Genomic DNA, 21980 nt, shown 5'->3' with positions numbered 1-21980 from the left:
AGGAAGAGCCGGCTCAGACAGCCGGCACACGATCACCGATTCACACGAACACTGCGGGTCCGGCCTGTCCTCCAGGGGGTCCCCGCTGCACAAGGGCGTATCTCAGGAAGAGCCGGATACGCGCGGCCTCGTCCTCGCCCGCGTACCGAATCGCTCGTGGCCGGGGAGCAACCCACCCGGCCACCATGAAAAGCAGGACCAGCAGCGGGCGCAGCACCCAGCCGGCCAGCTGCCGGACCAGCGCGCACAGTCCCGCCTCGACCCACCGCAGCCACACGGAGGTCACCAGCACGCCCGCCGCGTGCATGAGCAGCATCCCCGAGGTTGAGGGGCTTGCGTGGTGCATCTGCTCCATGCCAGGAACGGGCGCCATCGCGGGGTGCGCGGAAGCCTGGCCGAGCAGGATGTGCAAGATGACCTGCGACAGAGCCGTCGCGGGCAGAATGCCGCCCAGGGTGCGCTCGCGCCCGGTCAGGGCCAGCGCGGGCAGCAGGACGAGTAGGAAGCCGATCAGCGCCGCCACCGGGTCGAAGCAGCCCCCGCCGGCCAGGTGTCCGAGCGTGGCCAGGGCGGCGCACGTACCGGCGAAGCTCGCCGCGCGCACCCACCGCACCACCGACAACGGACCCATCGCGGACAGATCCTCCCACACGGCTACCACCGTCTGGAGATCAGACGGCATCCACTGGAACGGCCAAGCGCCGCCTGTGGATGGAGATACGCGGCCGGCGGTTTCCGGGTTCAACCTGCTACAGGCGTGTTTGCCACGTTCGGCGTTCTCTGCACAATTTCACGATCGCGTGGCACTATGACCGGGTGCATGCCGGTCAACCCTTCTTGCGCGCGATGCGTGCCGCGATGTTCGCGGCGGTGTGCGTGCTGGTCTCGGCCGCCCTGCACGGGCTGGCGGGCGGCGAGCCGGTGCACGCCGGCACGTTGACCGGCGCGCTCGCGCTGGCCTGGGCGGGCGCGTTCCTGCTCGGTGGCCGCCAGCGCGGCATGGAGGTCCTGCTGGCGGCGTGCTTCGCCACGCAGTACGGCATGCACCAGCTGTTCGGCGCGGGCGACGCCGCCGCGACGTCGTCTCATGAGCACGGCACGGTGCTGGGAATGCTCCTGGTGCACGCTGTGACGGCGCTCATTTCGGCCTGGTGGCTGGCGCGCGGCGAATCGGCTCTGGCTGTCCTGCTCCATCTCGCCGTCGCCACCGTCCGGCGCTGGTGGAGGGTCCTGCCGGCACTGGTCGGCTGGCAGGCCGAGGTGAGCCGCCACGGTCGCCACCCGTCATGGGACGAGCACGTCCCCTTCCCTCGGTCCCGGTTCGCGGCGGCTGTTTCCCGGCGCGGCCCGCCGGCGCGTTTCTCCCTCTTCTGATCCGCATTTCCGGGCCTCGGCCGCCTTGCCGCCGGCCCGTGTTCCGCCGCGCCCTGCGGCGCACCTCACACCCCCTTGTCGAGAGCACGCGTACCTCCGTGTGCGCGTCGCCCTGTGAGTGGAGAAACGCCTGATGACCTCGACCACTGACGTCGGCAGCGCCGCCGAGCCCACCCGCCCGCCATCCCCCCGGCGCACGACGGCCTGCACCGCGCTGCGCCCGCTGGTGCTGCGCCTGCACTTCTACGCCGGCATCCTCATCGCGCCCTTCCTGCTCGTCGCCGCGTGCACCGGCCTGCTGTACGCCACCTCCTTCCAGCTCGAGCAGATCGTCTACCAGCACGAACTCACCGCACCCGCCGGCCGGGCCAGCCTGCCCCTCAGCGAGCAGGTCGCGACCGCCCACGCGGCACACCCCCAAGGCACCGTCACGGCGCTGCGAACCGCCGCAGAGCCGGGCCAGACCACCCGAGTGCTGATGAACCAGCCGGGGCTTGCCGAAAGCACACAACTGGCGGTCTTCATCGATCCCCACACCGGTCAGGTACGCGGCACGCTGGAGAGCTACGGCAGCTCCGGGGCGCTGCCCGTACGCGCCTGGATCTCCACGCTCCACCGCCAGCTGCACCTGGGCGAGCCGGGACGGATCTACAGCGAGCTCGCCGCCAGCTGGCTCTGGGTGGTCGCCCTGGGCGGCCTCATCCTGTGGATCACCCGGCGCCGCCGCAGCCGGCGCCACCTCCTCGTCCCCGACCGCGCCGCATCCGGGCCGCGCCGCACACTGTCCTGGCACGGCTCGCTCGGCCTGTGGGCGGTGCTCGGCCTGCTGTTCCTCTCCGCCACCGGCCTGACCTGGTCCAAGTACGCCGGCGAGAACGTCGACGAGCTGCGCGCGGCGCTCAACTGGACCACGCCGTCGATCAACGTCTCGGGCGGCGACCACGCGGGGCACACGGCATCAGGCGCACACCATGCCGGCGCGGCCGACGTCGGGGTGGACCGCGTCGTTCAGGCGGCCGCCGGCAAAGGGCTGTCCGGCCCGCTGGAGATCGTCTGGCCCGCCGGACCCGGCGAGCCCTACCTCGTCAAGGAGATCGACAAGACCGCGCCCACCCGCCTGGACCAGGTCGCGGTCGATCCCGCCACCGGCCAGGTGACAGCCGAGCTGCGCTTCGCCGACTACCCGGTGGCGGCCAAGCTCGCCCGGTGGGGCATCGACGGGCACATGGGCCTGCTGTTCGGCCTGGCCAACCAGATCCTCCTGGCCGCGCTGGCCATCGGCCTGATCACCCTGATCGTGCTCGGCTACCGCATGTGGTGGCGCAGGCGGCCCACGCGCGGCTTCGGCAAGCCGTATCCCCGCACGGCTGACAGCCAGGTGCACTGGGCCTTGCTGGCGCCGCTCGGCCTGCTCGCCGTCGTCGTCGGGATCTTCCTGCCGTTGACGGGCATCTCGCTGGCCGCGTTCCTGGTGGTCGACGCCGTGCTCGGGCTCCGCTCCCGCACGGGTTAGTGCTGGTCGCGCGCTTGGTGTGCCCCCCCGTCACCGTCTGATATCAGATCCCCTGGCCAGGAGGAACCTCGCGGCCAGGTCGCCGGCCGACTCGGCGACGTCTTGAGAGCCATCGACATCCACGACCGGCAAGTCGTGCTTGGCAGCTTGACGTCGAATCTCGGCGTCCCAGAGCTCGTCACGGCCCAGGCGATTCGCCATCGCCTGGGCGTGGTCGCTGTCTCCCCAGTTGGCCCGCGCCCGGGCCGGGTCGGCGAATCGGGTGCCCAGCGCATGGCGGCGGAACTCGGGGGTCGGCAGCAGAAATACGGCCTGCTCACGCCACGTCAGCAATGGCGCGACGTACGCGGGCAGCGTACGGAAGTCGTCGACCAGCACGGGCCGGTCGGCCGGCAGGGCGAGCAGGTCTTCGATGATGAATCCGAACGTCTCGCCGTACAGACTGGGCATGCTCTGGAAGATCTCTTCCGGTGTGCGGCCCGTCCATCTGCGCTCCACAGGTGTTCGCAGCAGTTCGGACATGTAGGGCTGTTGCTGGGGGGTGCACCGCTGGACGTGGCTGCGTTCGGCCAGGTCGCCGTCGTACACGAACACGTCATGGCGTTCGGCCAGGACCCTGCTGAGAGTGCTCTTGCCCGCGCCGGTGCCTCCGGCGATCCAGCGGACATGCGCGAGCCGGCGGACGAGATCGGCAGGGTCATGTTGGCTCAGGATGGTCATGCCCGGCAGTCTGCCCCGTCGGCGCGGATGTCATGGAGTGAAGCGGTAGCCCATGCCCGGTTCGGTGATCAGATATAGGGGGTGGGCGGGGTCGCGTTCGAACTTCTTGCGGAGCTGGGCCATGTACTGACGCAGGTAGTGGGTCTCCTTGACGTGCTTGCTGCCCCACACCTCGGTCAGCAGGTAGCGCTGTGGGATGAGCTTGCCGGGGTTGCGGAGCAGGATCTCCAGGATGTGCCATTCGGTGGGCGTGAGCCGCAGGCCGCCCGAGACCGTCTTGCCGACGAGGTCGACTGTGTGCTCGCCGATCTGGATGCTGGCGAGGTCGGCCTCGTGGATGGCGGCGCGGCGTGAGACGGCGCGGATGCGAGCGAGGAACTCCTCGATGCCGAAGGGCTTGGTGACGTAGTCGTCGGCGCCCGCGTCCAGGGCTTCGATCTTGTCCTGGTTGCCGGCCCGGCCGGACAGGACGACGATGGGGACCCGGGTCCAGCCGCGCAGGCCGTGGATGACGTCGACGCCGTCGATGTCGGGCAGGCCGAGGTCGAGCACCACCAGGTCCGGGTGCCATTCGGCGGCGCCGCGCAGGGCGGAGGAGCCGTCGGAGGCGACCGCGACCTCGTACTGGCGGGCGGCCAGGTTGATGCGCAGCGCGCGCAGGATCTGCGGTTCGTCGTCGACAACGAGGATCTTGGTCATGCGGTCACCGCCTGGGACGAGATGGGCATCCTGATGATCATGGTGAGTCCTCCCCCTGGTGTCTCTTCGGGTACGAGGGTGCCGGCCATGGCCTCGGTCAGGCCGCGGGAGAGCGCGAGCCCGAGGCCCACGCCGGTGCCGTTGTCGCGGTCGCCGAGCCGCTGGAACGGCTGGAAGACCCGGTCGTGGGCCTCGGGCGGGATGCCGGGGCCGCGGTCGATGACGCGGATCTCGACCTGGTCCTCGTGCCAGCTGGCGGTGATCAGCACCTTCTGGCCGGCGGGGCTGTGGCGGACGGCGTTGGTCATGAGGTTGACCAGGACGCGTTCCAGCAGTGCGGGGTCGGCGACGATCTCGGGGAGGTCGATGGAGATGTCGCCCTCGATGCGGTCGCGCAGCGCGCCGAGGTCGTCGATGGCGCGGGGAACGACCTCTTCCAGGGCGAGGGGCTGGAGGGAGAGGCCCAGCACGCCGGCTTGCAGGCGGCTCATGTCGAGCAGGTTCTCCACCAGCCGGTCCAGCCGGGCGAGCGACTCCTGGGCGGTGTCGAGCAGTTCGTCGCGATCCTCCGGCGACCAGTCGATCTCCTTGCTGCGCAGGCTCTCGACGGAGGCCTTGGCCGCTGACAGGGGGGTGCGCAGGTCGTGGCTGACGGCGGCGAGCAGGGCGGTGCGCATCCGGTCGGCCTCCGCCAGGGGTTTGGCCTGCTCGGCTTCCTCCTGCAGGCGTTCCTGGCGCAGCGCGACGGCGGCTTCGGCGGCGAATGCCTCCAGCACCCGGCGGTCGCTGGCGTCCAGCAGCCGGCCGCGGGCTGCGAGCACCAGCCGGTCGCTGATCTGCACGTCGGTGTCGGCGGTCGCGGGGACAGTGCACGGCGTGGCTCCGGTGGTGGCGACGATGCGCCAGGCTCCGGGCTCGGACTGGTCGTCCGGGGTGGGCTCGCCGGCGCGTTCGAGCAGGGTGACCGAGTCCAGGGAGAACGTCTCGCGCAGGCGGCCGAGCAGTGACGGCAGCGCGGCCTCGCCGCGCAGCACGTGCCCGGCCAGCGTGGACAGTGCCTCGGCGTCGGCGCGGGCGCGGGCGGCTTCCCTGGTGCGCCGGGCGGCGATGTCCACGATGGTGCTGACCGCGGCGGCGACGAGTACGAACACGACCAGCGCGAACAGGTTCTCCGGGTCGGAAATGGTGAGCTGGCCGATGGGAGGGGTGAAGAACCAGTTGAGCAGCAGCGACCCTCCGACGGCTGCGGTGATGGCCGGCCACATGCCGCCGATGAGGGCGACCCCGACGGTCAGGCTGAGGAAGAAGAGGATCTCGCTGGGCAGCGAGATCACGTCGCGGAAGGGGATGAGCGCGGCGGTGAGCAGCGGCATGCCCGCGACCGCGACGGCCCATCCGGTCAGCCTGCGCTTCCTGGTCAGCACCGCCCGGGAGCGTTCGGGCCGCCGGCGGCCCTTCTTGGCCTCCTCGTGGGTGACGAGGTGGACGTCGATGGGGCCGGACAGGGTGGTGGTCTCCACCCCGACGCCGCGGGAGAGGATCTGCGCGAAGCGCCCGCGCCGGGAGGCGCCCAGGACGAGCTGGGTGGCGTTGACGCCGCGGGCGAAGTCGAGCAGCGCACGGGGGATGTCGTCGCCGACGACCTGGTGGTAGGTGCCGCCCATGCTCTCGACCAGGGTGCGCTGGCGGGCCAGGTTGGCCGGGTCGCCGCCGCCGGCCAGCGTGCTCACCTCGTGCGGACCGGAGAAGTTCTGGATCAACCCGCCTGCCACCAGCACCAGCGCACCGATGAACGCCATCGGCAGCAGGATGCGGATCGTGCCGCGGACCAGGTCCACCCAGAAGTTGCCGATCGTGTCCGACCTGCGCCGGGCGAAGCCGCGCACCAGGGCGACGGCCACTGCCATGCCCACCGCCGCCGAGACGAAGTTCTGCACGGCCAGTGCGGCCATCTGGGTCAGGTGGCCCATCGTGGACTCGCCCGAGTACGCCTGCCAGTTGGTGTTGGTGACGAAGCTGACCGCCGTGTTCCAGGCGATGTGGTCGGTGACCGGCTTCATGCCCAGGCTCAGCGGCAGCTTGTCCTGCAGGCGCTGGACGCCGTACACGACCAGGATCGAGATCAGCGAGAACGCCAGCAGGCTGCGCGCGTACATGCCCCAGCCCTGCTCGGCGTCCGCGCGCACCCCGAGCAACCGGTAGATCCCGCGCTCGGCGGCGCTGTGCCTGGTGGTCGAGTAGACCCGGTACATGTGGTCACCGAGCGGCTTGTACACCAGGCCCAGGGCGACGATCAGGGAGACGATGAAGATCATCCCTGCCACGGTGGTACTCATCAGAAACGCTCCGGGAACAGCAGGGCCACGACCATGAAGACCACCAGCCCCACCACTAAGACGAGACCAGTGGCGTTGACGGCGCTCACAGCCGCTCCACCGCCTTGACCACCAGCCCGAAGATCACGAAGATCGCGATCGTCAGGGCGGCGAAGATGACGTCAGCCATCCCCACTCCTCAATCTGGACAGGTTGGTTCGGCCACCCCTATGCGGGGGCGGCTCAAAGGCAAGCAAATCCCGAGATTTGGGCGGTTTTGGCGGTCTTGACGGCTTTCATACGACCCGAGCCTGATTTTTATCGGCATCCCTACGCGCCGCTTCGCGCGTAGGGACGCCTCGCCGATTTATACGTTTTTTTGACGCCTTGTCCTCCTCAACTGCTCTTTCGGCCCAGGTAGTGTCCGATGCGTCTTTACGGGGCTTTGACGAGGAGTGACCGTTATGGTGCTGGCGAAGCGGCCGGCCGCTACGGAAGGGACTGTGCGGTCCTGGCTGTTGGAGGGCTTGCAGACCGACCGTAAGCAGATCGAACACGGCCCCCACGTCAAGCACCCGTGGTGGCGGGTGATGTGTCTGACCGGCGTCGACTACTTCTCCACACTGGGCTACCAGCCGGGCATCGCCGCGCTGGCGGCGGGCCTGCTGTCGCCGCTCGCCACGCTGTTCCTGGTGGCGCTCACCCTGCTGGGCGCGCTGCCGGTCTACCGGCGGGTGGCGGCCGAGAGCCCGTACGGGCAGGGCTCGATCGCGATGCTGGAGAAGCTCGCGCCGCAGTGGTGGGGCAAGATCTTCGTACTGGCGTTGCTCGGCTTCGCCGCCACCGACTTCGTGATCACGATGACGTTGTCGGCGGCGGACGCGACCGCGCACATCCTGGAGAACCCGTTCGTGCCCGACTTCCTGGCCGGACAGCAGGTGATCGTGACCCTGGTGCTGCTGGCGGCACTGGGCGGCGTCTTCCTGATGGGGTTCACCGAGGCGATCGGCATCGCCGTGCTGCTGGTCTTCGTCTACCTGGCGCTGAACGCCGTCGTCGTCACCGTCGCGATCGCGCACGTGCTCGAGGCTCCGCAGGTGGTGGTGGACTGGCAGCGCGCGCTGAGCCTGGACTTCAGCAGCCCCCTCGCCATGGTCGGGCTGTCCCTGCTGGTCATGCCGAAGCTGGCCCTGGGCATGTCCGGGTTCGAGACCGGCGTCGCGGTGATGCCGGTGGTCAAGGGCGACATCCCGCAGCGGGTCAAAGGCACCAAGCGGCTGCTGACCGTCGCCGCGCTGATCATGAGCGTGTTCCTGGTCTTCTCCAGCTTCGTCACCACGGTGCTGATCCCGCATCAGGAGTTCGAGGAGGGCGGCAAGGCGAACGGCCGGGCGCTGGCCTACCTGGCGCACAGCTTCCTGGGCGACTGGTTCGGCACCGCCTACGACGTCTCCACGATCGCCATCCTGTGGTTCGCCGGGGCGTCGGCGATGGCCGGGCTGATCAACCTGGTTCCGCGGTATCTGCCCCGGTACGGCATGGCGCCGGAGTGGACGGGCGCGGTGCGGCCGCTGGTGCTGGTGTTCTCGGCGATCGCGTTCGGCATCACGATCATCTTCGACGCCGACGTGGACGCCCAGGGCGGCGCGTACGCCACCGGCGTGCTGGTGCTCATGTTGTCGGCGGCGGTGGCGGTGACGCTGTCGGCGTGGAAGAAGCGCCAGCAGGCGGCAACCGCCGCCTTCGCGCTGATCACGGCGGTGCTCGGCTACACACTGGTGGACAACGTGATCGAACGCCCGGACGGCGTCAAGATCGCCTCGTTCTTCATCGCGGCGATCATCGTCACCTCCCTGATCTCCCGTGCCACCCGCTCGACCGAGCTGCGGGTCACGGAGGTCCACCTGGATCCGCTGGCCGAGGAGTTCGTCAACGACGCCTGCGGCGAGATCCACGTGATCGCCAACGAGCCGAACGCCCGGGACCAGGCCGAGTACAACGACAAGCTCCGCGAGACCTGGCAGACCCACCGGCTGCGCAGCTCGGAGCCGGTGCTGTTCGTGGAGGTGTCGGTGCCGGACGCCTCGGAGTTCGAGACCGAGCTGCACGTCAAGGGCGAGGAGCGGTACGGCCACAAGATCCTCACCATCGAGAGCTCGGCCGTCCCGAACTCGCTGGCCGCGCTGCTGCTGTACCTGCGGGACCGGACCGGGGGAGTGCCGCACATCTACTTCCACTGGACCGAGGGGAACCCGGTCGTGGCCATGCTGCGTTACCTGGTCTTCGGCGGTGGCGACGTACCGCCGCTGACCAGGGAGGTGCTGCGCCAGGCCGAGCCGGACCAGGAACGCCGTCCACACGTCCACGTCGGCTGACCGGCCCCGTACGTTTCGCGTGGTTATTGGGGCGCTTCGCGTCTGAAATGCGTATATATGGTCGGCTTTGGTGCGGACGCGAGAGCAGCATGGGGAGGAATCCCTCATTCAGGAGCATTCTCCATGTCTGTTGTGAAAACGCCCACCGCCGCCGAGGAGCCCGTCGATACCGGTGAACGGCATCGGCTGTCGGTCGTCGGCGGGCTGGCCGCGCTGTCGCTGGACGCGATGGCGTCGGTGGCGTACGGACCCGAGGCGATCGTGCTGGTGCTCGCGTTGGCGGGCGGCGCGGGGCTCGGGTTCACCATTCCGGTCACGCTGACCATCGCGGCCCTGCTGGCCGTGCTGACCCTCTCCTACCGGCAGGTCATCGCCGCCTTCCCGGAGGGCGGGGGCGCGTACGGGGTGGCCAAGACCCATGGACAACCGGGGCAGTCTCGCGCCGCCGCCGATCGGGGCGGTGGAATTCGTCTTCGGCACCCTCATGGCCGCCGTTCCCGCCGGAGTGGTCGGCTGGCTGGTCATGACGGTCCTGCTCCCGTGGTGGGTCGCCCGCAGAGCCTCAACGCGGCTGGACCGGGAGTGGCGAGACCTGGGCTCATCGCCGTAGCAGGGCACGTACGCCCAGGAACTCCTCGGCTCTCCTTTGCTCCTCCGCATCGGCCTGCTTCCTGGCCTGGTGGAGCAGGTCGAGGATGGTCCCGGCGAGCCGGGTCGAGTCCATGCGCATGGCGCGGGGGTCCAGGCGCAGGTCCGTGACCCCCTCAGTTCCCCCCGTGAGCTCGACGCCGCCGAAAGGGCCTCCCGCTTCCCCCCGATCCCCTGAGCCCGGGAGCCGCGGCCACGAGCTGCGTACCGGGCGGGTGATGCCCCGCAAGCGCGGGCCCTGCTGACCACGATCGCCGACACGGGACGTACCACCGTGTCCGGGCATGCGGCCAAGGCGCAGGCGGGCATCGAACTCGGCGAGACCCGCAAACGGTGAGCAGTGCGCAGGAATCTACGGTGGCCGTGCCGGGGACCGAACAGGTGGCGCGATTCGGAGCCACCGCTATAGCCTTGATCACGTCCGATGTCGAGGCCGTTCTTGGAGGAGGTGTGCAGCAGATGCGCATGACCGTTCAGCGGCGAAGCTGCAGCTCTGCTTCTGTTCACCTCCTCAAGCCGGAGACATCGTGTCGATTCGCATCATCCCTCTGATTGACCCCCAGCTCACACCGTCCTCCCGTCGCCTCGCCTGGCTGGCCACCCGCTCCACCGGCGTGCCCATCGGATCGGCGTTCCTCCGCCTGTTCGACAAGGCGGGCCAGGATCATCTGGCCGAGCTCGATCTCCACGTCCACCCCGCCGAGCAGCGGAGCGGCGCCGGTTCTCTCCTGCTGACGGCCGCAGCGGCCGCAGCTCGCGAAGAGGGTCGACGCAGCGTCATCGCGGAGGCGGAGCCCGGCTCACCGGGAGAGCTCTTCCTGTCGGCACGTGGCTTCCGCAAGGTGTTGACCCTGACCTACGCGCGGCTGCCGCTGGCACAGGCGGACCTCGCCGCCCTCAGGGGGATCGTGCACAGCCCGCATCCCGGCTACCGGTTGGTCGCGTGGGATGGGGTCGTGCCGGATGAGCTGGCTGAGACGTTCACCGCGTCGCGCCACGCCATGGACGACATGCCGATGGACGACACCGACTTCGGCACCGTGAGTTGGGATGTCGACCGGGTATGGGAAGCGGCGCGGGCGATCGAGAAGCGGGGCGACCTGCTCCATACCGTCGCTGCCGTCGCCGAGTCGGATGGTTCCATCGCCGGATTCACCGAGTTGGTCGTCCCGGGAGACGGCAAGGGCGATGCCCAGCACTATGGCACCGGCGTGCTCCCCGAGCATCGCGGGCGCGGTCTGGCCCGCTGGATGAAGGCCGAGGCCATCCGGCAGGCGCGCGAGCGCTACCCGGACCTCGATGGCCTGCTGACCGACACCGCCGACAGCAACCGCCATATGCGTGTCGTCAATGACGCGCTCGGCTACCTGCCGACCCACAAGAGGGTGACACTACAGCTCGACCTGTAGCGGCAGGTCTGCCGACCGAGGGCTTCGCCGCCATCGGTTGCGCGCGCGATGTGCCGAGGTCCGGCCGCGCCAGCCTGGTCAAGCGGCCTCGTGGACGCCATGCCCGCTCCCCCCCTCAGGCGCCGAGCACGTGCCCTGTCGTCGCGTCGATGTGGTCGGGGATCTCGGCATGGCGGTCGCCGACCGTCGGTGTCCCGGTGGGCTCGAACATGAGGATCGCAGCTCCAGTGGGAGCGGACGGCTTGTGCTCCGTGCCACGGGGGACGGTGAACACCGAGCCCCGGGGGAGCAGAACAGTGCGCTCCTCGCCGGGCTCGCGCAAGGAGATGTGGAGCTCCCCGTCGAGCAGGCGCCCGCCGGCACGAGTGAGCGAGCAGACATCGTAGATCCCATCGGTGAGGTGTCACCGAGATCATGACAGCACCGCGGTGCCGAACCCGCGCAGTGGTCCGTCGAGCTCAAATCGCCTGGCTCTATGACCGCTCGTAGCGGAGAAGATCGCCCGGTTGGCAGTCGAGGACATCACACAGGCGCATGAGGGTGGAGAAGCGTATCGCCTTGGCGTGGCCGTTCTTCAGGATGGACAGGTTGACGACGGAGATCTGAACCCTGTGGGACAGCTCGGTGAGCGTCATGCCGCGCTGCTTGAGCAGCTCGTCCAGCCGTACGCTGATGGCCGGCTCGACCATCAGATCGTGGCCTCGACCTCTTCGAGCAGCACCACGCCACGCCGTACGATCTCCGACACGGCCAGCACCGCGACTCCCGTCACGACCCCGGCCACCACCTCGCCCGACGGCGGGTAGAACGAATTGCTCTTGTCCAGCAGCATCGAGGCCAGGATCGGCTCGGCCACCATGCCGAGCAGGCCTGTGGCGAGCGAGCCGATGATCAGGATCCAGCCGAGGCGGCGCAGGTGAGCGGCGGTGACGGCGGAGAACAGTGCCCTGTCTCCTGCGGTGGCCCTGCTCAGCGAACGGACGACAGTGAACAGCGCGAGCAGGGTGGTCGCGACGCCCGGCACCCACAGGAGCAGGTAGAGCAGGCCGACAAGCGGCGCTGGACCCTGGTGGGCGACCGTCACGTCGGCGGTCGCGCTGACGATCGCGGCATCCGGTGCCGCCATGCCCTCGACCGGCACGTCGAACACCCGCAGCGGGACGCCGATGCCGTTGGAGGTGCCGACGAAAGCGATCAGGATGGTGTAGAGCAGCAGGCCCAAGGCGCCGAGGCAGGCCAGGACCAGGAAGAGGGTCAGCAGGATTTGAAGCCGGTTGAGCCATCTCGCAGACATAACGATAATCGTAAATAACGACATTCGATATGTCCAGTCAGTGACCGCGATCTTCCACAGGCAGCCCGGCGGGGAACGGATCGCGGCCAAGGTCGGCACCTCGATCCGCCAGGCCGCCCACGCAATCACCTTCATGACGTGCTGACAGCCGCGGCGGCCAGGCTCCGAAGTGCCGTGACCAGGCCGTCCGGGCGTCGCAGCACTCCTCCGCGGGCCCCAGCCTGCCCTCGCGACACTCGATGAGGGCCAGGCGGCCCACCTCGTAGTGGTACTCCCCAACCTTGTGGTGCTGCTCGACGGCCAGCCTCCTCGCCCGCTCGTGCAGCGCACGCGCCTGCGCCTGCGCGAAGCCCTTCCTGAGCAGCGCGATACGGCCGAGGCACATGATCCGGTCGGAGACGTCGAACCACAGGCGCGAGTTCGCGGGCTGCGCTGCGACTGTCCATCGACGTCCGCCGGCGTCTGCGGCCATGGGCTGCTTCCGTTCAGGTCGCGTAGAGGGCGAACGAGATCACCCGATGGCGTCGGTTTCGCTCCGGACGTGGTCCGACATCGTGAGGGTGCCTCACGCAGGGTCCGGCAGGTGCATCGATGCGAGCCGTGCGGGATCGACCAAGATCGAGATGGCGGCGATCCGGTCGTGGGTGACCATGAACCAGATGATGGAGAGTGGGGTCCCGTTCTCGCGCCAGGAGACGAACCCGGGAAGGCCGTTGACGAGCACCTCGCGATGTCGGGCGACTGCGCCGGAGATCATCCGGGCGCCGGAGGCGACTTCGGTGGCGCCGAGGGTGACGACCACGCCGTTGGGGGTGTCGATCGTCAGTTTCACCTCCGGGTCGAGCACGCGCAGCAGCGCTTCGAAATCGCCCTCGACCGCTGCCGCGCGGAAGGCGTCGATGACCTCTCGTTGTTCTCGTACGGCCGCCATCGGCCGCTCGGTGGCCTGCACCTTCCTGCGGGCGCGGCTGGCGATCATCTTGGTGGCGTCGGCGGACTTGCCCAGGATCTGGCCGATCTCGGCGAACGGCACCCCGAACAGGTCGTGCAGCACGAACGCCAGCCGCTCGCTCGGCCCAAGCGAGTCCAGGACGACGAGCAGCGCGAGCCCCACTGAGTCGGCCAGTGCCACGTACTCGGCTGGTTCAGCGCTTTCGTCGACCGTTACCACCAGCTCAGGCAGCAGCTCGTCGTAGGGGGCCTCGGGGCGGTTCTGGCGGGACCGTAGGACATCCAGGCTGATCCGGCCGACCACCGTGGTCAGCCAGCCCGCCAGGTTCTCGATGGTCGTCGTGTCCTGGCGGGCCAGGCGCATCCATGCCTCCTGGACCACGTCCTCGGCGTCGGCGTGCGATCCGAGGACGCGGTAGGCGACTGCGCGCAGCCGGTCGCGGTGGGCCTCGAACGCCTCGGCCACCAGATTCGTCCCGCTGCTGTCAGTCATGTTCTCGCCTCCTCGGATCTGCTCACCCATGGGTTATGACGGGCACGGATCGCCGCGTAGTCTACGGTCAGCCATCGGCGCGGTTGGGGCGGCGCTGCTGGCGGAGCGAGATCCGGTTGCCGTCCGGATCCACGGCCTCGATGCCGACGCCGAACGGGTAGTCCTCCGGTTCGGGCCGATCGAATGTCACGCCTCGCCTGCGAAGCACCTCGAAATCCTTCCTCAGGTCGTCCGACTCAAGGATGAGCGGACCGGGGTCGACACCCAGCCGCGGCTCGACCGGCTGTCCCGCGGCCGGCGCATGCGGCCAAAGAACGATCTCGACCGGACTACCGGCAACGCCCACAGTGAGCCAGCGTGATTCCCGCCCCTGAAAGTCGACACGCTTCTCCAGGCCGAGCCCTTCGGTGTAGAACTTCAGCGCGCGGTCCTGATCGGTGACATAGACCGTCACATACATGATGTTCGTCAGCACCTTGATCTCCCATCTCGTTGTTGGTCGGCGGCCGTGGGGATACGCGGCCGTCGCCTGTATGACGGGAGCAGGTGCCAGAAGGTAACAAAGGGACTGGCCGCTGGCCGCCTGAGGGCTTCGAGCAGCGCTGCCCTCCGCAAGACAATCACCTACCTGCAGCTCGTGGATCGCGGTCCGCAGCCGGACGCCGTCACGGGTACCGATGATGGTGGTCGCCAGTTCCCGAGCGCTCTGGGTGTGGAAGCCGCAGCGCAGCAGCTTGTCGGAGACCAACTGCTCCCAGCTGCCCAGTGCGTGCGCGCCAGATGAGTGACGGACTGGCCTGCTATCTCGTCCAGATGGGACGCCCTGTGAGCCCTCGCCGGATAGTGAGCAGCATCGCCCCCGCGCGCGCGGTCGTCACGTTACGGGAGGCCGAAGTGTTCGTGGAGCAGTGGATCGATTCATGCAACTGAGTGAGGTCGCAATCCGTCAGGGTGTCTCCTCCCCGCAGTCGAACCTCAACGGCCATCGCGCTTGTTTCAGAGGATCACGCGCATGGAGTCCCAAGAGGACACGCCCGGCGTTCTCTATGTGATCGCGGGTGCCACACCTGCCGCCGCCGATCTCCATCATCTGGTCCCTATGGCTCAGGCAGCCGCGTGGCGGGTGCACGTGGTAACCACGCCGATGGGCGAACGCTTCCTCAATGTCGCAGAGCTGGAGCGTCTGACCGGCGACCTGGTCCGCAGCACGTACCGCATGCCGCGGGACCCCAAGGGCCTCCCTCCCGCCGACGCCGTGATCGTCGCGCCTGCGACGTTCGACACGATCAACAAGTGGGCGAACGGCATCGCCGACACCTTCGCGGTCGGGCTCCTGTGCGAAGTGATGGGGTTCGGCGTCCCGATCTTGGCCGTACCGCTACTGAAGGACGCGCTTGCCCGGCACCTCGCGTGCCAGCGAAGCCTGGACACGCTTCGAGAGATGGGCGTGCAGGTCCTGTTCGATCCCGCCGCCCCGCCGGAGTCCCGCATTCCATCCTGGGAACGCACCATGCAGGAGCTGCACGCCGTCGCCGTGGACTGTCCCAGGCGGTCCTGTCCGGTCTCGTCGACCGTTCCGAGAGCTGGCTGAGCCAGGTGGAGCGTGAGCAACGTGCCGTGGACAACCACACCGTGATCAACGCCCTCGCTGACATCCTCGGCCTGCCCGTGGACGAACTCACCGTGAAGAAGACAAACGCAGCATCGGCCATCCAGCGCTCGACGACCCACCACACGAGATGGTCTGGACGGCCGTGTTCGTCGTACGGGTGGACCCACCCGCCGACGCCGCGATCGTGCGGCCAGTTGTGCAGCTCGATTCGGAGTGTCCTGCGTCGATCAAGTTTGATCATCCCGCTTCATGACGGTGCCACCCTCGGTTTCCGCCGCTGCACACCAGGCTTAGGCTGCTTGGATGCAGCGCATCCTCGTAGTGGGTATCAGCGGGGCCGGTAAATCCACTATGGCGCGAGCGTTGAGCAGCCAGCTCGCCGTGCCCTATCACGAGATGGACGCCCTGTACTTCGCCGGTCCCGGCTGGGCCGTGAACGAGCGGTTTCCTGCTCAGGTTGCAGAGATCGCCCGTGCGCGGGCCTGGGTCTTCGACTCGTACGGCTACCCGGAAGTCCGTGACCTGCTGTGGGAACGTGCCGACACCGTCGTATGGCTGGACTACCCACGGCGAGTCATCATGCCCCGGATCCTGCGGCGGTCACTACGCAGGACACTTCTGCGCGAATCGATCTTCAATGGGAACCGCGAGACCGTGGCGGAATGGTTCCGGCGGGATCACCCAGCATGGTGGGCGTGGTCCCAGCATGCGGCGCGACGAGCGGACATACAGCAGCGCATCCATGATCCCCGCTTTGCTCCCTTGCAGGTGATTCGCCTCACCACCGTGCACTCGTCTGCGTCTTGGCTTGGTTCCATGGGCATCGATGACAGCACCTGGTAGTCATCAAACTTCGATGACAACGCTCATTCTTCGATGGCAGGGGACACGGAGCTGCGGCACGGCAGGGTCAAGGCCAGAATGTAGACGGCGCCCCACCGTCGTAGATGCCGCATGGAAGCCGGCCGTAGCCGTCCTTGGTGTACGCCCAGATCTGCCGGAACGCCGTCTTTGGGGCGATCTTCGTGCCTGGCTCCAGCAGCTTCTCCCGGGCCGCCCACACGTCCTTGGGCACCTCGTGGCTGAACCTCTCATACACCGCGTCGGCGATCTCGTGGGCGGGGTCGTCTCCCAGATTTCTCCCACGATGCGAAAAAGGGCCGCCTCCTGATCGGAGAACGGCCTGTTATCGCTGGTCAATCGAGTGGGGCTACCAGGACTTGAACCTGGGACCTCTTCCTTATCAGGGAAGCGCTCTAACCGACTGAGCTATAGCCCCGCGCACACCGAACGTTATCGCATCCCCAGGAAGGACGCGAACCGGTTGTTCGGACGAGGAAAAGCTTACCGCCTCCAGCGTGCTGCTCGCGCCGTTCCCGTCGCCGGGACCGGCGCGAGCAACCTCGCCTACTCGGCCTCGCTGAACGTGACCTCGACGCCCCCGACCAGGTCAGAGGCGATGTTGTAGATGACCGCCCCCAACGTGGAAAGCGCCGTGATCAGTACGACGTTCACAGCCCCGAGCAATGCCGTGTAACCAAGAATCCGCACAGGCTCGAACCACGAGGCGATGTTGATGGGGATCGAGTTCTGCCCCTGCTCGCCCTGGCCAAGCTGGTTGACCAGGTCGACCAGCGAGTCGAACACGCCCAAGGCCGACAGCACGCCGTACAGGACGGCCACCGCCACGAAGAGCACCACGAAGCAGACCAGGGACACCACAAAGCTGAACTTCATGGCCGACCACGGCTCAACGCGGCGCAGGACCAGGTGTGCCTTGCGGGGGAGCCGTGCCCCCGCGCCGCCGGACGACTTCTTCTTGGGCAGCTCGACCGCGGGCGGCGGCGCCTCCGTGGTCAGCGACGGACGGATGCGGACCGTCTCGTTGCCCTCCGGAGGGGGCGGCGGCGCCGGTGACGGCTTGGGCGTGGGTGCGGGCGCGGCAGGTGCCGACGACCGCGCGTCCTCCTTGGCCGGACCCGGCCTGCCCTGCGCGGGCTTCGTGTCCTTGCCGTCGTCGACCGCGCCGACTGTCTCGGATTGGTTGGGCTTCTTCGGTTGCTGTCCGTTACCCGAAGCCGCCTTTGTCCTGGCGGGGCCACCCTGGGCGCTCATGGACTACTCTCCTCCCCCGTTTTCCTCAATTTCCACAGAAGTCTCCATGGACTCCGCGTTCCGGGCGAGGGCCACCACGCTGTCGCCTTCAGCGAGATTCATCAATCGCACTCCCATGGTCTGGCGGCCGGACTGCTTGATCTCTCCGGCACTCGTCCGGATCACCCCGCCGGCGGACGTGATCGCGAAGACCTCGTCCTCTGGGTTGACCATGACGGCTCCGACCAGCTTGCCACGGGAAGACACGATTTTCGCAGTAAGCACTCCCCTACCGCCACGTCCTTGAACTGGATACTGCTCCACTGGCGTCCGTTTTGCGTACCCGCCCTCCGTGGCGATAAGCACATCTTGACCGTCGGCCATCCGATTCATGGCGAGAAGTTCGTCACCCTCGAGGAACCTCATGCCGATGACACCGCTGGTCGCGCGCCCCATGGGCCGCAGCGCCTCGTCCGAGGCGGTGAACCTGATCGACTGGGCGCCCTTGGAGACCAGCAGCAGGTCGTCGGTCTCCGAGACCAGGCGGGCTCCGATGACCTCGTCGTCGTCCCGCAGGTTGATCGCGATCAGACCGCCGGACCTGGGGGAGTCGTACTCGGACAGGCGGGTCTTCTTGACCAGCCCGCTGCGGGTGGCGAGCACGAGGTAGGGGGCGACGTCGTAGTCGCGTAGGTCGAGAACCTCCATGACTGTTTCGTCGGGCTGCATCGCCAAAAGGTTCGCGAGATGCATGCCGCGCGCGTCACGCCCGGCGTCGGGCAGCTCGTACGCCTTGACGCGGTACACCCGGCCCTTGTTCGTGAAGAACAGCAGCCAGTGGTGCGTCGTGGTGACGAAGAAGTGGTCGACGATGTCGTCCTGGCGTAGCTGCGCGCCCCGGACGCCCTTGCCGCCGCGCTTCTGCGCCCGGTAGAGGTCGGTACGGGTGCGCTTGGCGTAACCGCCCCGGGTGATCGTGACGACGATCTCGTCCTCGGCGATGAGGTCCTCGATCGACATGTCGCCGTCGTAGGCGATGATCTCGGTCTTCCTGTCGTCGCCGTAGCGGCCGACGATCTCGCCGAGCTCCTCGCCGATGATCTCGCGCTGCCGGGCCTCGCTGGCCAGGATCGCGTTGTACTCGGCGATCTGCGTCATCAGGGAGTCGTACTCGTCCTGAATGGACTGCCGCTCCAGGGCGGCCAGCTTGCGCAGCTGCATGTCGAGGATGGCCTGCGCCTGCACCTCGTCGATCTCCAGCAGCGCCATGAGGCCCTGCTGGGCGTGCGAGGCGGACTCGGAGGCCCGGATGAGGGCGATGACGTCGTCGAGCCGCTCCAGGGCCTTCAGCAGCGCGCGCAGGATGTGGGCGCGCTCCTCGGCCTTGCGCAGGAGGTAGCGGGTCCTGCGGACGATGACCTCGATCTGGTGCGCGACATAGTGCCGGATGAACTGGTCGAGCCGCAGCGTACGCGGCACCCCGTCCACCAGCGCCAGCATGTTGGCGCCGAACGTGTCCTGGAGCTGGGTGTGCTTGTACAGGTTGTTGAGCACGACCTTGGCGACCGCGTCGCGCTTGAGCACGATTACCAGGCGCTGCCCGACCCGCGAGGAGCTCTCGTCGCGTACGTCGGCGATGCCGGCCAGCTTGCCCTCACGCACCAGCTCGGCGATCTTGAGCGCGAGGTTGTCGGGATTGACCTGGTACGGCAGCTCCGTGACGACGAGCGCCTGCCGGCCCTTGTCCTCCTCGACCTCGACCACGGCGCGCATGGTGATCGAGCCGCGCCCGGTGCGGTAGGCGTCCTCGATGCCCCGCCGGCCGACGATCAGCGCCTTGGTGGGGAAGTCGGGCCCCTTGACCAGCTTGATCGCCGCTTCGAGCAGCTCCTCGTCGCCGGCCTCCGGGTTTTCCAGCGCCCACTTGACCGCCGCCGCGACCTCGCGCAGGTTGTGCGGCGGGATGTTGGTGGCCATGCCGACGGCGATGCCGCCCGAGCCGTTGACCAGCAGCTGCGGGAAGCGCGCCGGCAGGACGTCGGGCTCCTGCGACTTGCCGTCGTAGTTGGGGCGGAAGTCGACGGTGTCCTTGTCGATGTCGCGCAGCAGCTCCATGGCGATGGGCGCGAGCTTGCACTCGGTGTAACGCATCGCCGCCGCCGGGTCGTTGCCCGGCGAGCCGAAGTTGCCCTGCCCGTCGACGAGCGGGTAGCGCATCGACCAGTCCTGCGCCAGGCGCACCAGCGCGTCGTAGATCGAGGTGTCGCCGTGGGGGTGGTAGGTGCCCATCACGTCGCCGACGACGCGGGCGCACTTGAAGTAGCCGCGGTCGGGACGGTAGCCACCGTCGTACATCGCGTAGAGCACCCGCCGGTGCACCGGCTTGAGGCCGTCGCGGACGTCCGGCAGCGCCCTGGACACGATGACCGACATCGCGTAGTCCATGTAGCTGCGCTGCATCTCGGACTGGATGTCCACCGGCTCGATGCGTTCAGCCGGGGGAGTGGTGTTCACGTCCGTCACAGGTAAATGTCCTTAAACGTCGAGGAAGCGCACGTCGCGGGCGTTGCGGATGATGAACTCGCGCCTGGCTTCCACGTCCTCGCCCATGAGCACGCTGAACAGGTCGTCGGCCTGCGCCGCGTCGTCGAGCGTGACCAGTCGCAGCAGCCGGGTCTCCGGGTTCATCGTGGTCTCCCAGAGCTGGCTCGCGTTCATCTCGCCGAGGCCCTTGAAGCGCTGCACGTTGTCCCGCGGCCGGGGGTCGGCCTTGCCGTTGGCGATGCCCTCGGCGATGACCGCGTCGCGCTCGCTGTCGGAGTAGGCGTACGAGGCGTCCTCGCCCTTGCGGTCCCACTTGATCTTGTAGAGCGGCGGGCACGACAGGTAGACGTGGCCGGCCTCGATCAGCGGCCTCATGAACCTGAACAGCAGCGTCAGCAGCAGCGTGTTGATGTGCTGGCCGTCGACGTCGGCGTCGGCCATCAGGATGACCTTGTGGTAACGCAGCTTGGCGATGTCGAACTCGTCGTGCACGCCGGTGCCCAGGGCGGTGATCAGCGCCTGGACCTCGTTGTTCTTCAGGACCTTGTCGATCCGCGCCTTCTCGACGTTGAGGATCTTGCCGCGGATGGGCAGGATCGCCTGGAAGCGCGAGTCGCGGCCGCCCTTGGCCGAGCCTCCGGCCGAGTCGCCCTCGACGATGAACAGCTCACACCGCTCGGGGTCGTTCCACTGGCAGTCGGCCAGCTTGCCCGGCAGGCCGCTGCCCGCCTCGAGCAGCGACTTGCGCCTCGTCAGGTCACGGGCCTGGCGGGCGGCGATGCGGGCGCGCGAGGCCTGCAGCGACTTGTTGATGATGTCCTTGGCCTCGCCGGGGTTGCGCTCGAACCAGTCGCGCAGGTGGTCGTTGCAGGCCTTCTGCACGAACGACTTGGCCTCGGTGTTGCCCAGCTTGGTCTTGGTCTGGCCTTCAAACTGAGGGTCGGACAGCTTGACCGAGATGATCGCGGTCAGCCCCTCGCGGACGTCCTCACCACTCAGGTTGTCGTCCTTGCCCTCCTTGAGGAACTTCTGCTCGCGGGCGTAGCGATTGACGATCGACGTCAGCGCCGCGCGGAAGCCCTCCTCGTGCGTGCCGCCCTCCGCCGTGTTGATCGTGTTGGCGAAGGTGTAGACCGACTCGGAGTAGGAGTTGTTCCACTGCATGGCGATCTCGACCGCGATGCCGTCGCCCTCCTCCTCGAAGGAGATGATCGACGCGTGCGCCGGCTCCTTCTTGGCGTTGAGGTGCTGGACGAAGTCGGCCAGGCCGCCCTCGTAGAAGTAGGTGACGGTGTGGGGCTCGCCGTTGACGTGGTCGGGGCGCTCGTCCGTGAGCGTGATCGTCAGGCCCTTGTTGAGGAAGGCCATCTCCTGGAAGCGCCGCGAGAGCGTCTCGTAGTTCCACGTCGTGGTCTCGAAGACGTCGGGATCAGGCCAGAACGTGATCGTGGTGCCGGTCTCGTCGGTGCCCTCGCCCTTGGCCAACGGCGCGACGGGCTTGGACATCTCGTAGCGCTGGCGCCAGTAGTGGCCGTTCTGCTTGATCTCGACGTCCATGGCGGTGGACAGCGCGTTGACGACGGCCGAACCGACACCGTGGAGGCCGCCGGAGACCGCGTAAGCCTGGCTGTCGAACTTGCCGCCCGCGTGCAGCGTGGTCAGCACGACCTCGACGGCCGAGCGCTTCTCCACCGGGTGAATGCCGGTGGGGATGCCGCGCCCGTTGTCGATCACGCGCACGCCGTTGTCGGCCAAGAGAGTGATGTCGATGCGGTTGGCGTAACCGGCCAGGGCCTCGTCCACCGCGTTGTCCACAATCTCGTAGACGAGGTGGTGCAGACCGCGCTCACCGGTGGAGCCGATATACATACCCGGGCGCTTGCGAACCGCCTCAAGCCCCTCGAGTACGGTGATAGAGCTAGCGTCGTAGGACAACTGC

General features: G+C 68.1%; 25 protein-coding genes and 1 tRNA gene. 8 read left to right on the top strand and 18 right to left on the bottom strand.

The features are described from left to right. Window positions 1-40: 40 nt before the first annotated feature. Window positions 41-652, bottom strand: a complete 612-nt coding sequence (locus ACIBVN_RS45905; protein ID WP_397146609.1) for a hypothetical protein — start codon at window positions 650-652, stop codon at window positions 41-43. A gap of 194 nt (window positions 653-846) precedes the next feature. Here ACIBVN_RS45905 and ACIBVN_RS45900 point away from each other — a divergent pair, with 194 nt between their 5' ends. Then, a complete protein-coding gene (locus ACIBVN_RS45900; RefSeq protein WP_397146607.1) occupies window positions 847-1374 on the top strand; it encodes a hypothetical protein in 528 nt (175 codons plus the stop codon). A gap of 133 nt (window positions 1375-1507) precedes the next feature. After that, on the top strand, window positions 1508-2887 hold the full coding sequence (locus ACIBVN_RS45895; RefSeq protein ID WP_397146605.1) for a PepSY-associated TM helix domain-containing protein: 1380 nt from the start codon (window positions 1508-1510) through the stop codon (window positions 2885-2887). A gap of 30 nt (window positions 2888-2917) precedes the next feature. Here ACIBVN_RS45895 and ACIBVN_RS45890 read toward each other — a convergent pair whose 3' ends face one another. From ACIBVN_RS45890 to kdpF, 4 genes are read right to left on the bottom strand one after another with little or no spacing between them, the layout of a single operon-like run. Continuing rightward, on the bottom strand, window positions 2918-3607 hold the full coding sequence (locus ACIBVN_RS45890; RefSeq protein ID WP_397146603.1) for a hypothetical protein: 690 nt from the start codon (window positions 3605-3607) through the stop codon (window positions 2918-2920). 30 nt (window positions 3608-3637) lie between these two features. Continuing rightward, the gene (locus ACIBVN_RS45885; RefSeq protein WP_397146601.1) at window positions 3638-4306 is read right to left on the bottom strand and encodes a response regulator; all 669 of its coding nucleotides are present in this window, start codon (window positions 4304-4306) and stop codon (window positions 3638-3640) included. Further along, the gene (locus ACIBVN_RS45880) at window positions 4303-6642 is read right to left on the bottom strand and encodes a potassium-transporting ATPase subunit KdpA (RefSeq protein WP_397146599.1); all 2340 of its coding nucleotides are present in this window, start codon (window positions 6640-6642) and stop codon (window positions 4303-4305) included. Before ACIBVN_RS45880 ends, ACIBVN_RS45885 begins: the two co-directional genes overlap by 4 nt. Then, a complete protein-coding gene (gene kdpF / locus ACIBVN_RS45875) occupies window positions 6642-6731 on the bottom strand; it encodes a K(+)-transporting ATPase subunit F (RefSeq protein ID WP_397146597.1) in 90 nt (29 codons plus the stop codon). The genes ACIBVN_RS45880 and kdpF overlap by 1 nt, the downstream gene beginning before the upstream one ends. A gap of 417 nt (window positions 6732-7148) precedes the next feature. Here kdpF and ACIBVN_RS45870 point away from each other — a divergent pair, with 417 nt between their 5' ends. Further along, entirely contained in the window at window positions 7149-8996 is a 1848-nt protein-coding gene (locus ACIBVN_RS45870) for an amino acid transporter (RefSeq protein ID WP_397146595.1), read from the top strand. Window positions 8997-9100: 104 nt separating this feature from the next. Here the strand turns inward: ACIBVN_RS45870 and ACIBVN_RS45865 are convergent, their stop codons facing one another. Next, window positions 9101-9322: a hypothetical protein gene (locus ACIBVN_RS45865; protein ID WP_397146594.1), complete on the bottom strand. Its 222-nt coding sequence runs from the start codon at window positions 9320-9322 to the stop codon at window positions 9101-9103. 92 nt (window positions 9323-9414) lie between these two features. On the opposite strand from ACIBVN_RS45865, the gene ACIBVN_RS45860 reads away from it, so the two are divergent. After that, window positions 9415-9606, top strand: a complete 192-nt coding sequence (locus ACIBVN_RS45860) for a hypothetical protein (RefSeq protein WP_397146593.1) — start codon at window positions 9415-9417, stop codon at window positions 9604-9606. Here ACIBVN_RS45860 and ACIBVN_RS45855 read toward each other — a convergent pair. Then, window positions 9595-9726: a hypothetical protein gene (locus tag ACIBVN_RS45855; RefSeq protein ID WP_397146592.1), complete on the bottom strand. Its 132-nt coding sequence runs from the start codon at window positions 9724-9726 to the stop codon at window positions 9595-9597. The two genes, ACIBVN_RS45860 and ACIBVN_RS45855, sit on opposite strands and share 12 nt — an antisense overlap. Window positions 9727-10171: 445 nt before the next feature. Between ACIBVN_RS45855 and ACIBVN_RS45850 the strand changes: the two genes are divergently transcribed. Further along, a complete protein-coding gene (locus tag ACIBVN_RS45850; RefSeq protein WP_397146591.1) occupies window positions 10172-11053 on the top strand; it encodes a GNAT family N-acetyltransferase in 882 nt (293 codons plus the stop codon). A gap of 115 nt (window positions 11054-11168) precedes the next feature. Here ACIBVN_RS45850 and ACIBVN_RS45845 read toward each other — a convergent pair whose 3' ends face one another. The 6 genes from ACIBVN_RS45845 to ACIBVN_RS45820 all read right to left on the bottom strand — a co-directional run bounded on the left by ACIBVN_RS45845 (window position 11169) and on the right by ACIBVN_RS45820 (window position 14539). Further along, on the bottom strand, window positions 11169-11375 hold the full coding sequence (locus ACIBVN_RS45845) for a hypothetical protein (RefSeq protein WP_397146590.1): 207 nt from the start codon (window positions 11373-11375) through the stop codon (window positions 11169-11171). Between the two features lie 151 nt (window positions 11376-11526). Then, window positions 11527-11742: a helix-turn-helix domain-containing protein gene (locus tag ACIBVN_RS45840; RefSeq protein ID WP_397146589.1), complete on the bottom strand. Its 216-nt coding sequence runs from the start codon at window positions 11740-11742 to the stop codon at window positions 11527-11529. Then, on the bottom strand, window positions 11742-12347 hold the full coding sequence (locus ACIBVN_RS45835) for a DUF2975 domain-containing protein (RefSeq protein WP_397146588.1): 606 nt from the start codon (window positions 12345-12347) through the stop codon (window positions 11742-11744). The genes ACIBVN_RS45840 and ACIBVN_RS45835 overlap by 1 nt, the downstream gene beginning before the upstream one ends. 37 nt (window positions 12348-12384) lie before the next feature. Then, window positions 12385-12819, bottom strand: a complete 435-nt coding sequence (locus tag ACIBVN_RS45830) for a hypothetical protein (protein ID WP_397146587.1) — start codon at window positions 12817-12819, stop codon at window positions 12385-12387. A 93-nt stretch (window positions 12820-12912) separates the two neighbouring features. Further along, window positions 12913-13791 carry a sigma-70 family RNA polymerase sigma factor gene (locus ACIBVN_RS45825; RefSeq protein ID WP_397146586.1) on the bottom strand — a complete coding sequence of 293 codons (879 nt, stop codon included), beginning with the start codon at window positions 13789-13791 and terminating at the stop codon, window positions 12913-12915. 67 nt (window positions 13792-13858) lie between these two features. Beyond that, a complete protein-coding gene (locus ACIBVN_RS45820) occupies window positions 13859-14539 on the bottom strand; it encodes a VOC family protein (RefSeq protein WP_397146585.1) in 681 nt (226 codons plus the stop codon). Window positions 14540-14803: 264 nt separating this feature from the next. Between ACIBVN_RS45820 and ACIBVN_RS45815 the strand changes: the two genes are divergently transcribed. Genes ACIBVN_RS45815 through ACIBVN_RS45805 form a run of 3 tightly spaced genes read left to right on the top strand, consistent with a single transcriptional unit; the run spans window position 14804 to window position 16246 of the window. Beyond that, complete coding sequence (locus ACIBVN_RS45815) at window positions 14804-15382, top strand: flavoprotein (RefSeq protein WP_397146584.1); 579 nt, start codon at window positions 14804-14806, stop codon at window positions 15380-15382. After that, entirely contained in the window at window positions 15286-15747 is a 462-nt protein-coding gene (locus tag ACIBVN_RS45810) for a helix-turn-helix domain-containing protein (protein WP_397146725.1), read from the top strand. The genes ACIBVN_RS45815 and ACIBVN_RS45810 overlap by 97 nt, the downstream gene beginning before the upstream one ends. Next, window positions 15707-16246 (top strand): hypothetical protein, encoded by a 540-nt coding sequence (locus tag ACIBVN_RS45805; RefSeq protein WP_397146583.1) that lies wholly within the window; start codon window positions 15707-15709, stop codon window positions 16244-16246. The genes ACIBVN_RS45810 and ACIBVN_RS45805 overlap by 41 nt, the downstream gene beginning before the upstream one ends. 67 nt (window positions 16247-16313) lie before the next feature. On the opposite strand, the gene ACIBVN_RS45800 is transcribed toward ACIBVN_RS45805, so the two are convergent. From ACIBVN_RS45800 to gyrB, 5 genes are all read right to left on the bottom strand, one after another. Next, window positions 16314-16502, bottom strand: coding sequence for a hypothetical protein (locus tag ACIBVN_RS45800; RefSeq protein ID WP_397146582.1), 189 nt, complete (start codon window positions 16500-16502; stop codon window positions 16314-16316). 106 nt (window positions 16503-16608) lie between these two features. Next, a tRNA-Ile gene (locus ACIBVN_RS45795) sits at window positions 16609-16682 on the bottom strand. A 128-nt stretch (window positions 16683-16810) separates the two neighbouring features. After that, window positions 16811-17518: a DUF3566 domain-containing protein gene (locus ACIBVN_RS45790; protein WP_397146581.1), complete on the bottom strand. Its 708-nt coding sequence runs from the start codon at window positions 17516-17518 to the stop codon at window positions 16811-16813. A gap of 3 nt (window positions 17519-17521) precedes the next feature. Next, complete coding sequence (gene gyrA, locus ACIBVN_RS45785) at window positions 17522-20020, bottom strand: DNA gyrase subunit A (protein ID WP_397146580.1); 2499 nt, start codon at window positions 20018-20020, stop codon at window positions 17522-17524. 12 nt (window positions 20021-20032) lie between these two features. Further along, a complete protein-coding gene (gene gyrB / locus ACIBVN_RS45780; protein WP_397146579.1) occupies window positions 20033-21976 on the bottom strand; it encodes a DNA topoisomerase (ATP-hydrolyzing) subunit B in 1944 nt (647 codons plus the stop codon). Window positions 21977-21980: the final 4 nt, after the last annotated feature.

The organism is Nonomuraea sp. NPDC049400 (assembly GCF_044466425.1).
Lineage (GTDB): Bacteria > Actinomycetota > Actinomycetes > Streptosporangiales > Streptosporangiaceae > Nonomuraea.
Note: the sequence above shows the minus strand (reverse complement) of the source record. Positions and strands in the feature narration are given on the sequence as shown.

Bases quoted from the DNA above. Each gene is read 5' to 3' on its own strand.
- ACIBVN_RS45900 (WP_397146607.1), top strand. From the start codon at position 847: ATGCGTGCCGCGATGTTCGCGGCGGTGTGCGTGCTGGTCTCGGCCGCC.
- ACIBVN_RS45895 (WP_397146605.1), top strand. From the start codon at position 1,508: ATGACCTCGACCACTGACGTCGGCAGCGCCGCCGAGCCCACCCGCCCG.
- ACIBVN_RS45890 (WP_397146603.1), bottom strand. From the start codon at position 3,607: ATGACCATCCTGAGCCAACATGACCCTGCCGATCTCGTCCGCCGGCTC.
- ACIBVN_RS45885 (WP_397146601.1), bottom strand. From the start codon at position 4,306: ATGACCAAGATCCTCGTTGTCGACGACGAACCGCAGATCCTGCGCGCG.
- ACIBVN_RS45880 (WP_397146599.1), bottom strand. From the start codon at position 6,642: ATGAGTACCACCGTGGCAGGGATGATCTTCATCGTCTCCCTGATCGTC.
- ACIBVN_RS45865 (WP_397146594.1), bottom strand. From the start codon at position 9,322: ATGGTCAGCGTGACCGGAATGGTGAACCCGAGCCCCGCGCCGCCCGCC.
- ACIBVN_RS45860 (WP_397146593.1), top strand. From the start codon at position 9,415: ATGGACAACCGGGGCAGTCTCGCGCCGCCGCCGATCGGGGCGGTGGAA.
- ACIBVN_RS45855 (WP_397146592.1), bottom strand. From the start codon at position 9,726: ATGCGCATGGACTCGACCCGGCTCGCCGGGACCATCCTCGACCTGCTC.
- ACIBVN_RS45840 (WP_397146589.1), bottom strand. From the start codon at position 11,742: ATGGTCGAGCCGGCCATCAGCGTACGGCTGGACGAGCTGCTCAAGCAG.
- ACIBVN_RS45835 (WP_397146588.1), bottom strand. From the start codon at position 12,347: ATGTCTGCGAGATGGCTCAACCGGCTTCAAATCCTGCTGACCCTCTTC.
- ACIBVN_RS45830 (WP_397146587.1), bottom strand. From the start codon at position 12,819: ATGGCCGCAGACGCCGGCGGACGTCGATGGACAGTCGCAGCGCAGCCC.
- ACIBVN_RS45825 (WP_397146586.1), bottom strand. From the start codon at position 13,791: ATGACTGACAGCAGCGGGACGAATCTGGTGGCCGAGGCGTTCGAGGCC.
- ACIBVN_RS45815 (WP_397146584.1), top strand. From the start codon at position 14,804: ATGGAGTCCCAAGAGGACACGCCCGGCGTTCTCTATGTGATCGCGGGT.
- ACIBVN_RS45805 (WP_397146583.1), top strand. From the start codon at position 15,707: ATGCAGCGCATCCTCGTAGTGGGTATCAGCGGGGCCGGTAAATCCACT.
- ACIBVN_RS45790 (WP_397146581.1), bottom strand. From the start codon at position 17,518: ATGAGCGCCCAGGGTGGCCCCGCCAGGACAAAGGCGGCTTCGGGTAAC.